Origin of the sequence: Bradyrhizobium neotropicale, from assembly GCF_001641695.1 — a bacterium.
Lineage (GTDB): Bacteria > Pseudomonadota > Alphaproteobacteria > Rhizobiales > Xanthobacteraceae > Bradyrhizobium > Bradyrhizobium neotropicale.
This window is the reverse complement of the sequence record NZ_LSEF01000115.1, coordinates 1-8,749: the sequence shown is the minus strand read 5'-3', so window position 1 is coordinate 8,749 and position 8,749 is coordinate 1. Positions and strand designations below refer to the sequence as shown.

The window sequence follows — 8,749 nt, the reverse complement described above, 5'->3', positions numbered from 1 at the left end:
CGGTTTGTGCTGGGATGGAAGATGCTCGGGCTGGAGCGAAGCCTCGGCTCTCGCATCGTGACCTATGCCGACGATCTCGTAATCCTGTGCAGGCGGGGCAAAGCTGAAGAGGCCTTGCGACAACTGCGCATGATCATGGGAAGGCTGAAGCTGACGGTCAACGAGGAGAAGACACGAATCTGCAAGGTGCCGGAAGGAGAGTTCGACTTCCTGGGCTACTCGTTCGGGCGGATGTATTCTGCGAGAACCGGCCAGGCGCGCCTGGGGTACCGGCCATCGAAGAAAAGCATCAAGCGCATGGTGGAAACCATTCATGCGCTGACGGCTCGAACTGGGGTAGGGCAAGACACCACAGAGTTGGTGGCGAAGTTGAACCGCACGCTGCGCGGATGGGCGAACTACTTCAATGTAGGCACCGTCATCAAAGCGTATCGCGCGATCGACAACTACACCGCTGTGCGGTTGCGCCGGTGGTTGCGCTCCAAGCACAAGGTCAGGCGACGCAAGGGCGGGACTTATCCACTCTCGCACCTCTACGGGCACTTCGGGCTCGTACGCCTAACTGCGCGCGGACACGACGTGCCGTGGGTGAAGGCGTGAGGTCTTGTCCGAGAGCCGGATGCGGGAGATCTGCCTGTCCGGTTCGATGAGCGAGGTGTGGAAACGGAGTCACGGTCGAACCACTAAGGCACCGCCAGACGAAAGGGGCGGGAACAGATATGTTCGATCCTAAAGCAACCGCGTCACATCTCGACTCTACCAAACTGCGACTTGGCGGGGAGGCAGCTTTTGGTGCGCAAACCGGATCTAGGAATGGATCTCTTATAAAGATCAAGCCAAAGGCATTAAGGAATTGCCGTGGCTGCCGGGACGCGAGGAAGATGCGCTCCTGCGTTGAGCAAGTTGCGGTAGAAAGAAATTCTACGCCTACTCGCGCCGCATTGCGTCGGAGGCGGAGCGAATTGTACGCGCAGTTCTAATGCGCCATCAGGACGGGCAAGTCCGCGTGCTCCATGATATAACTGGTCGCGCCACCGAATATCATTTGCCGCAGCCTGTTGCGGGTAAAGGCTCCTTTTATCAACAGATCGGAGCCTTGTGCTCTGGCGGCATCAAGAACCGCCTCACCAGTGTCGCGGTCTTCCAGTTCAACGCTCACTAGCCTGGCGGCAATGTCGTTGTACAGCAATTGCCGGACAATCTGATCGGCAGATGGGCCTGGTACCTCTTGTCCGCCAATCACGGTTAGCACCGTTACCCTTTCTGCCAGACGAAGCAGCGGCATAGCAAAAGCGTTGACCCGAGCCTGCTCGGTACTACCGTTCCAGTGGATCACAATGTTTGTCGCGATGCTTCCTGGGGCGTCTGGTGGCGCCAGTAGAACGGGTCTACCGCTCTCAAACAGTACGGATTCAATGGCGCGACGGTTCGGGCCGGCAGCATCAACGTCCGACCGCGGCATTACAATGACGTCGAAAGCACGCCCATAACTTCCGACAAAGTCTTCCCCCTCAGGCGCGGTTTCCAACCAGCCGAAGCATGGTCGGCTCGAGCCTGCAGTGGCTGGAGGAATATCCTGCTTTAGCATGAACGCTTCGAACAAACGGTGCATTTCGGCTAACTCTTCTTGGCTCTTCGCATGGTAAGAATCCAAAGGGATGCCGGTGGCTAATTCTGCGACTAAATATTGAGGGATACCGAACCGGAGCGGAAAGCCTTCGATGTAGGCGCCGGTACGTTGCGCGAGACGTGCGGCGGCCTCGAGTGCGGATGTCACGAGCGCAATGTTTTGGATCGGGACCAAGATCGTCTTCATTCTCAACCCCCGTGTTTCAGGTGAAATTGACTTACAACGTCTAGTCGCCTTTGCAGGCTAACGGCTTGCGACTGAGGCCGATAGATTCCTCCGATCGCGGTGCAGATCTGTATCAAAATGCCGAGCGATTAGCCCTCCATGTTAGCACTGCCCGGCGTGCTGTTCGACATCAGCCATCGTAGATCACGATCGTTCGTCTGACCCGTGCTTATCCTGGCAATGACCTGTATTGCGAACCGGGCAGGCCATTCTCATATGGCAGCGCTTGGCGGGCGCAAACCGGACATTCGGCTGGCCCCGAACGTCTCACAGGGGCCACTAGCGGACTAACTCTAGCCTGGCTGCCGTGGGAGCGAATGCTCTAGCAAGAAACGCAGCATTTCACTTGTGGCGTTCGGTCCTCGCCGACCAGGGTTAGAGCTGGCAGGGCTGCCTCCCGAGGATCAGGCCACAGACAGGACTGCGATTGCAGGATCACCTGGACCCATGGAGGCCGGGTCAGCTTGGACCTCGATCGTGGGTGCGACGCCAACGCCTTCCAGCCGCTCGCCGTCGACCTGCACGTCCCCGACCGCGAGCAACAGCAAGCCGTCGTCAATGAGAAATGCCGTCGCAGCGAGGACAGCTCCCTCGGTCCGGCTACTACCGATGACCTCGCCAAACCGATATTTCTTGAAGCCATAGGCAAGGATCTCCTTGCCGCTGCGGGTGCCACCGTTGACAAGCATGGCGACAGGCTTGCGCCACTTCACGTTCTCGAGTTCACTGACGCCATTGCGATCAGTGACGTGCATCGTCGGCGCTCGCGTGTTGAACAAATCAAGATACCCCGGGATCGCGCCGCCCCAGCCATCTCGCAGGTCCCAGATCAGCGCGTCGGCGTCGTTCAGCGGACTCTGCGATAGAAGGTGCTCGAGCGTCCGCTGATACGCGGGCAGCCTGGTGGGCGCCAGCCTCGCCCGGCCAGACACGTCCGCGCGCCTACGGGCGGCGCTTGCACTGCGGCCCATGGCCGGGAGCATCAGCACTCTCCTGGTGATGAGATGTGGGGCACCAAGTGGATGAACGCCGCACGAAGTGGATGAACGCCGCACGGTGGATCGAGCGGTCAGTTAGCGCGCCGAGTCCGCGACTGCTTAATGTTGCGTGACACAATCCGATCGTAGGCTTCGAGAGCCGCGTCGGTCGCCAACTTGACCATTTCCTTATAAGCGGTCTCGTGAACTTGCTTGAAGCTGTCGCGGATAGCTCCGGCCAGTTGTTCGTCCGTCACCGCTAAGCCCCTCGGCGTTGATCGTCCCGTGAGTAGGCCATACAAATTGAGGCGGTACACGTCAGCCGCAAGTTGCCAGGCAAAATCTTCAAGGTCTAGTTGTTCAACCATCGCCGTACGGAATTTTGCGCGAGATGTGGAGCGCTGAGAAGACTAGTTAGCCGACGCGGTCCGGCGAAAAAACCAACCCATGCTAGAACAAATGTCTACCCGCAAAGCCCGGTGGAAGGTCGATGCGGGATGCGGTTAGGCCCAGCTGTCCGCTTAGCGTACTCGGCCCGCTCGGTCTGATGTAGACAGAGATGGTCAAGCTCAACTGACACGCTGCCTCGGCAACACCACTACGACGTTGATCTCGCGCTCCAATATCTTGGATGCGATGATCGAAATGTGCAGCGCGAATTCGTCCTCAATATTCGCCGCGGTGTCCTCGTCCTTGGCGTAAACAAACAGGATGTTGCCATCAACTTCGTCGAACTGCACGCCAGCGAAGAGGCGGTCGAACGTCGTCGCGCCGACGATGAGTGCCATGCGGGCTCGGATTGCGTGGTCGTGAACTTCGGTCAATTGCATGGCCTAACAGGTAGATACGCAGCGCCTAAGAGCAAGTGTCTACTCTAGGGTCGGGCGATCTGCTGTTGGCCTATCGCATCGAAGTAGTGCTATTTCTTCTCCGCTCTGATTGACCGCTCTTTGAGGAACGCGCGGTTCTGGAAGCGAGCTCAAATGTCGGTACCTTTGTTTAGGTCACCGCGCTCTTCTGCGCCCTGCAATTCCCTGTGCGCTTGGTTTCAGAACTCATCTTCGCGTCCCTCGGGTTTGCCCGCCTGCTCCCACAGCTCGAACGCGCGTTTCCGTATCTGCTCTTCTGTTGGGTGAGCCATGATGAATTCTCCCATAGCACAGGTCCCGCCTTGGGGAGGCACAGAGAGGCGGACCGCCGGGCCAACTTTACTTTTGGTCCAAAAGCCAATTCGGGCTGAGGAGAGTGGTTCCTTGCTTTCAGCTATGGCGCTGCCCGATCTTCCTTGTCCGCGCCACGCATCACGATCTTGAGTACATCGTCCGGCAGCGGCCGTTGCAGCCGCCTTCGCCTCATCCCCATGGCGCGCGCATCCAGACATTGCGCTCGTTAAGGAACTGGTTACTAGTCACTGTCACCATTTGCATATTAAGTCGCCATATGCAGCAGCGCACTCTGAGAACGGTTTAATATTTCGACACGCCCGGTTGGCGGTCTCTTTCAGGAGAGGCCCAATGTTTAAGGGCTTCACGGTGGCAGTTGTAGCGCTGATTAGCACGGCGCAACTGGATCGATACCTAACCAACGGTCGGTACACCGACGCGGCCACGGATATGCTGCGGCAAATCAGGCACGCGTTTGGGTTCGTTGGGGGACAATTTTGAGGCGCGTGATGGAAGGCATCTCCTGGGCTGATCTCGACGCGGAGGAGCTACGCGCCATTGCGATATTGGGAGCCGGACTTTCTATCGAGCTGTGTGACCCCGTTGCTCTCCTGAACTTAAAACGGCTCGGGCTGATCGTAGGCTCCCATTTGACGGCTCCTGCGCACGAGTTGCGGAGGCGCGTCGTTTTGGACGAACTCGGGCGCGTGATTGCGTGACGTAACCTTATTGGCGCGCTCCCAAACCTAGATTGGTTAGGAGTGCTCGAGGGTATGAATAAGGCTCGGGGGCATGGGAGATGTCAGGTGCTATTGAGCTGATCGTGGAGGGTTACGTTTCCCTCAAGGATCAGACGGCTCTCGATGAGCTTCGGATGCAGCGCCGGAAGCTTATCGCAGACCTCAATGCGTGTACCAGGATCGATTGCACGAGTACTATCCAGCAGATCGAGGGAGACATCGTCGTGATTGAGGCTGGGCTGGCGCGTTTGGATGGCCCTCATCCCAAGGCGCTCGCATCGATACATCGCGCTCTTCGTCGCTAGTCAGGATCACCGGCATCGTTTTGGGACGGATCGGCTCCGCAACGGCATTCGGCGTATCGTCAAGAAGCCACAGACATTGTGCGGTTCTGGGATCGGCTTGGTCTTGGTGCCACGGTCGCCCTTTTCGCGGGTGGACCGTGTATTCGGTGTCACCACCTTCGAGCTGGGGTGGTGGCGACGAGCGTGGCCGATCGTTCAAGGGCGCACAACCAGCAGTGGCTGCACGTTTGCGCCACCTGCCATCAGGGGATTCGACGGCTCGAAATGCTCATGCAGCTCTCGCTTCCTGACGAGCGCGCGCGCACCGGCAAATGCATCCGTCAGGCTTTCGGCTCGCCGGAGGGCGACGTTGAAGAAGGCGTCACCGAAATAGGTCCACTTCGCCTTGTCCTCGCAGCCGAACGACGGATGAGCGGCGTCGGCAGCCGTAATGACCAAGACGTCGGGATTCGCGAGACGAGGGATGAAGACTCCAGAGTAGCAGGCCGAGATAATCACCACCTTGTGGCGCACGCCGGTCGCTCCAAGCATCTCTGCGAGACGGGACGGTGTGAGTATTTGCGTAAGGCGCCCCGCCTTGATTGCAAGGCCGTCTGGCGAGCCATGCGAGGTGAGAATCAAGAACAACACGTCTTTCTCGGCGTCCAGGCGGCCGGCTGCAACCTGCAATGACCTGGCCAACGCTTCGGTCGTAGCGCTGCCACCTTTCTTCGAATTGTACTTCACCTCGATCGGGCCAGTTTCGAAACGATCCGCGACGACCTGGGCTGCACCGGTCGCCTCGCTTCGAAACACGCTTTGATCGCCGAAAAGGCCAAAGGACACCACGCCGACCTTGTGGACATCCTCGGCGGTGTGCACTGTCGAAACTGACAGCGCGACGGCCAAGGCAAGAGCGATGAGCGGCGCGCCAAGCCGCCTGATCCAGGACTTCGAAGTCATGGCGTCGGAGATCATGGTGAACCTCGCGTTGAGATCGCCGCCACAGTATTGCGGGCCAGAACGAAGATAGCCGGACTACACCGAATTTCCATCGCCACAGATCGCACCGTGACCATCGCAGCCACCGATCATCTGTGCGCCAAGTTCAACGCCAATGCTTGGTCGGGACGCATGGAGGGCGGCTATCCGTTCGCGCCGTGGGGCGGCACCGGTCTCACGCCGAATGCTGCTGCGTAGTTTCCGACATCCGAATTTCGGTAGCGGAACAGGGAGAGAAGATCGCAATCTTCGAAAGAAACGAAAGAAAACTATCTTTCACCTGCGGCTAGGCAAACGGTGCGGCCTGAAAACGGAAAAACCAACTGGTTTGTTGTCGGGCACGCGAAACGAAGAATTTCAGGACGGCTCCTCCGGTCCGGCGGGAGCCGCAAACTCGGCAGCTATTGGCGCGCAAAGCGGACATTCGAGTTGATGACGAGGTCGCCTGAGAGCCAACAGGCGATACCAAGGATTTGCGAATCGACCCGGCGACCGTGATCCGTCGACCAGTCCTTCTGCCATGCAGCGCTGGACCACGGTCTCGAACAGCTTGCGCAGCATCGCGGAACCGGCCATGCCTGTTCTTGGAGAAGGTCGAGTGGTCCGGCACCTCGCCATCCAGCCCGAGTCGACAGAACCAGCAGTAGGCGAGGTTGAGGTGCACCTCTTCGCACAACCGCCGTTCGGAACGAACGTCCGGCCTCGCTATGTTTGGGCTTGAAGCCGCTCGTTTTTTTATTGGACTTGTGAAATAGCTCACAATTGAAAGGCGTAAGCCGGGCATAACGTTCGCGCGTCGAAAAACGGAGCATGCCCATGAAATTTCAAACTTCAGGGACGCTCGCGCTTATGGCCGTCGCATTCGTCGCTGCCGGAGTGGCAATGACCGTCAGTTACCCACGAGCCTTCTTTGAGCCCAGCTTGGGAGCGGATTGGCAATGCAGCCGGGTCGCGTTTCTCCTGACCAGTTGTTCGCAAATCGAGCGCAACGCCAAAATGGCTTGGCACCCAACAATTGCCGAGGCGTTAGAGGCCGGAACCGTCGCTCGTTCCAGCGACCGGCGTTAGATGGACCGGGACACCCGCGTTAGGTCGGATCGCTGCCGACCATCAGGCCAGTTTGACGCTGGCTAGCGTCACAAAACCTTGACACATGAGTGCGAATTTCGTCGGCGCTGGGATTTCAGGGCCCAGACCGGAATGCATGGCGGACGCTGGCGAGCGAATATATTCCGCTCGTGCGGCGTTCAGCATCCTCTCAATTTCGGGAGCTGGGCATGTTTGACGCCGAAATGACTGCGCTTCTCAGGGCGGTGCTCGAGGAAGTTTGCGAGAATATTCCCGTCAATGAGATCGGCGCCAGAACGCGCGTTGCGTCGAAGATCCTCGAAGCTGCGGCACAGGGCCAACTCTCGATAGACGCGTTGAAAGCGGCAGGTCACAAGGCCCTGAACTCACCCAGTATGTGGCGCTAATATCTTCTCACCGTGGAAATGGCCCGCTGTTTCACGCTGGCGAGCCTCTCACCTTCTCGATGGGCGGCCCCTAACCGCGCGGGTACGCAGGCCGAGCATCTGACCATCCAGACCCTGACCATCCAGACGAAGCGCGTATTGAGGCGGCGATATAATGGCCGCTCGCTCCTATGTCGGAAATCGTACAGTCAGGCGTCCGTGGTGAGGTGAAGCGCGATGAAATCGCGCCGCTGCATGTCCTCTCCGAACTCCAGAAAGAACGGTATGACGCAAGATAACACACAGGAGATTGGCCGCGATGGATTTAGTTTGCGACCAATTGTCTGCTAATGGGACGGTCCGGCCGTGCTCCGGCCCTGCCAGCAGCGAATGCTGGCAGGGGGCACCGAAGACAAGGAGCACGCGATGTCACAGAAACTCGACGCTTCGCCCGCCGTAATCGGCATCGATATTGGCAAGAACTCGTTCCACATCGTCGGCCAGAATCAGCGCGGTGCGATTGTGCTGCGTCAGAAGTGGTCGCGTGACCAGGTGGAAACGCGGCTCGCCAACCTGCCGCCGTGCTTGATCGGCATGGAGGCCTGTGTGGGCGGCCATCATCTCAGCCGCAAACTGCAAATGCTTGGCCACGACGCCCGCCTGATGCCGGCGAAATACGTGCGCCCATATTCGAAGGGACAGAAGAATGACTTCCGGGATGCTGAAGCCATCGCCGAGGCTGTCCAACGCCCCACCATGAAGTTCGTCGCGACCAAGACCGCCGATCAGCTCGACCTTCAGGCACTGCACCGCGTCCGCGATCGATTGGTCGGTCAGCGTACCGGCGTCATCAATCAGATCCGTGCATTCCTGCTGGAGCGGGGCATCGCCGTGCGGCAAGGCCCGCATTCCCTGCGGTTCGAGTTGCCGGGCATCTTGGCGACACGCACCGATGTGCTCTCACCTCGCATGTTGCGCATCATCGAGGGTCTGGCGGAAGACTGGCGCCGGCTGGATCAGCGTATCGAGGGTCTATCGAGCGAGATCGAAACGCTGGCCCGTCAAGATAAGGCCTGCCAGCGACTGATGACGGTGCCTGGCATTGGCCCAATCATCTCGAGCGCAATGGTGGCCGCGATCGGCACTGGAGACGTGTTCTCGAAAGGCCGCGACTTCGGCGCCTGGCTTGGACTGGTGCCGAAGCAGATCTCGACCGGCGACCGCACGATCCTCGGCAGTATATCAAGGCGCGGCAATCGCTACCTGCGCGCGCT

11 protein-coding genes and 1 pseudogene are annotated in these 8,749 nt (G+C 59.0%); 6 read left to right on the top strand and 6 right to left on the bottom strand.

Features of this window, described 5'->3' with window-relative positions; translation table 11 throughout:
* The coding region (locus AXW67_RS37785) for a group II intron maturase-specific domain-containing protein (RefSeq protein WP_245315419.1) at positions 1-600 on the top strand (600 nt) is incomplete at its 5' end.
* A 376-nt stretch (positions 601-976) separates the two neighbouring features.
* On the opposite strand, the gene AXW67_RS37780 is transcribed toward AXW67_RS37785, so the two are convergent.
* The 4 genes from AXW67_RS37780 to AXW67_RS41305 all read right to left on the bottom strand — a co-directional run bounded on the left by AXW67_RS37780 (position 977) and on the right by AXW67_RS41305 (position 3,973).
* Positions 977-1,816 carry a universal stress protein gene (locus AXW67_RS37780; RefSeq protein ID WP_063681994.1) on the bottom strand — a complete coding sequence of 280 codons (840 nt, stop codon included), beginning with the start codon at positions 1,814-1,816 and terminating at the stop codon, positions 977-979.
* 443 nt (positions 1,817-2,259) lie between these two features.
* Positions 2,260-2,838, bottom strand: coding sequence for a S41 family peptidase (locus tag AXW67_RS37775; RefSeq protein WP_063681993.1), 579 nt, complete (start codon positions 2,836-2,838; stop codon positions 2,260-2,262).
* A 563-nt stretch (positions 2,839-3,401) separates the two neighbouring features.
* Positions 3,402-3,620 (bottom strand): hypothetical protein, encoded by a 219-nt coding sequence (locus AXW67_RS37765; protein WP_347336775.1) that lies wholly within the window; start codon positions 3,618-3,620, stop codon positions 3,402-3,404.
* 260 nt (positions 3,621-3,880) lie between these two features.
* Positions 3,881-3,973 (bottom strand): DUF2934 domain-containing protein, encoded by a 93-nt coding sequence (locus AXW67_RS41305; RefSeq protein ID WP_082908188.1) that lies wholly within the window; start codon positions 3,971-3,973, stop codon positions 3,881-3,883.
* A gap of 531 nt (positions 3,974-4,504) precedes the next feature.
* On the opposite strand from AXW67_RS41305, the gene AXW67_RS37760 reads away from it, so the two are divergent.
* A complete protein-coding gene (locus AXW67_RS37760) occupies positions 4,505-4,714 on the top strand; it encodes a hypothetical protein (protein ID WP_063681990.1) in 210 nt (69 codons plus the stop codon).
* A 521-nt stretch (positions 4,715-5,235) separates the two neighbouring features.
* On the opposite strand, the gene AXW67_RS37750 is transcribed toward AXW67_RS37760, so the two are convergent.
* Positions 5,236-5,997, bottom strand: coding sequence for a C13 family peptidase (locus AXW67_RS37750; RefSeq protein WP_245315855.1), 762 nt, complete (start codon positions 5,995-5,997; stop codon positions 5,236-5,238).
* Between the two features lie 33 nt (positions 5,998-6,030).
* Between AXW67_RS37750 and AXW67_RS44605 the strand changes: the two genes are divergently transcribed.
* Positions 6,031-6,219, top strand: coding sequence for an autotransporter outer membrane beta-barrel domain-containing protein (locus tag AXW67_RS44605; RefSeq protein ID WP_283806482.1), 189 nt, complete (start codon positions 6,031-6,033; stop codon positions 6,217-6,219).
* A 300-nt stretch (positions 6,220-6,519) separates the two neighbouring features.
* On the opposite strand, the pseudogene AXW67_RS41300 reads toward AXW67_RS44605, so the two are convergent.
* Positions 6,520-6,715: pseudogene (locus AXW67_RS41300) on the bottom strand (transposase); the annotation flags it as partial.
* Positions 6,716-6,837: 122 nt separating this feature from the next.
* Between AXW67_RS41300 and AXW67_RS37745 the strand changes: the two are divergent.
* The 3 genes from AXW67_RS37745 to AXW67_RS37735 form a co-directional block, all read left to right on the top strand.
* Positions 6,838-7,089 (top strand): hypothetical protein, encoded by a 252-nt coding sequence (locus AXW67_RS37745; RefSeq protein WP_145928142.1) that lies wholly within the window; start codon positions 6,838-6,840, stop codon positions 7,087-7,089.
* 209 nt (positions 7,090-7,298) lie between these two features.
* A complete protein-coding gene (locus AXW67_RS37740; protein WP_201723764.1) occupies positions 7,299-7,496 on the top strand; it encodes a hypothetical protein in 198 nt (65 codons plus the stop codon).
* A 405-nt stretch (positions 7,497-7,901) separates the two neighbouring features.
* The coding region (locus AXW67_RS37735) for an IS110 family RNA-guided transposase (RefSeq protein WP_063681995.1) at positions 7,902-8,749 on the top strand (848 nt) is incomplete at its 3' end.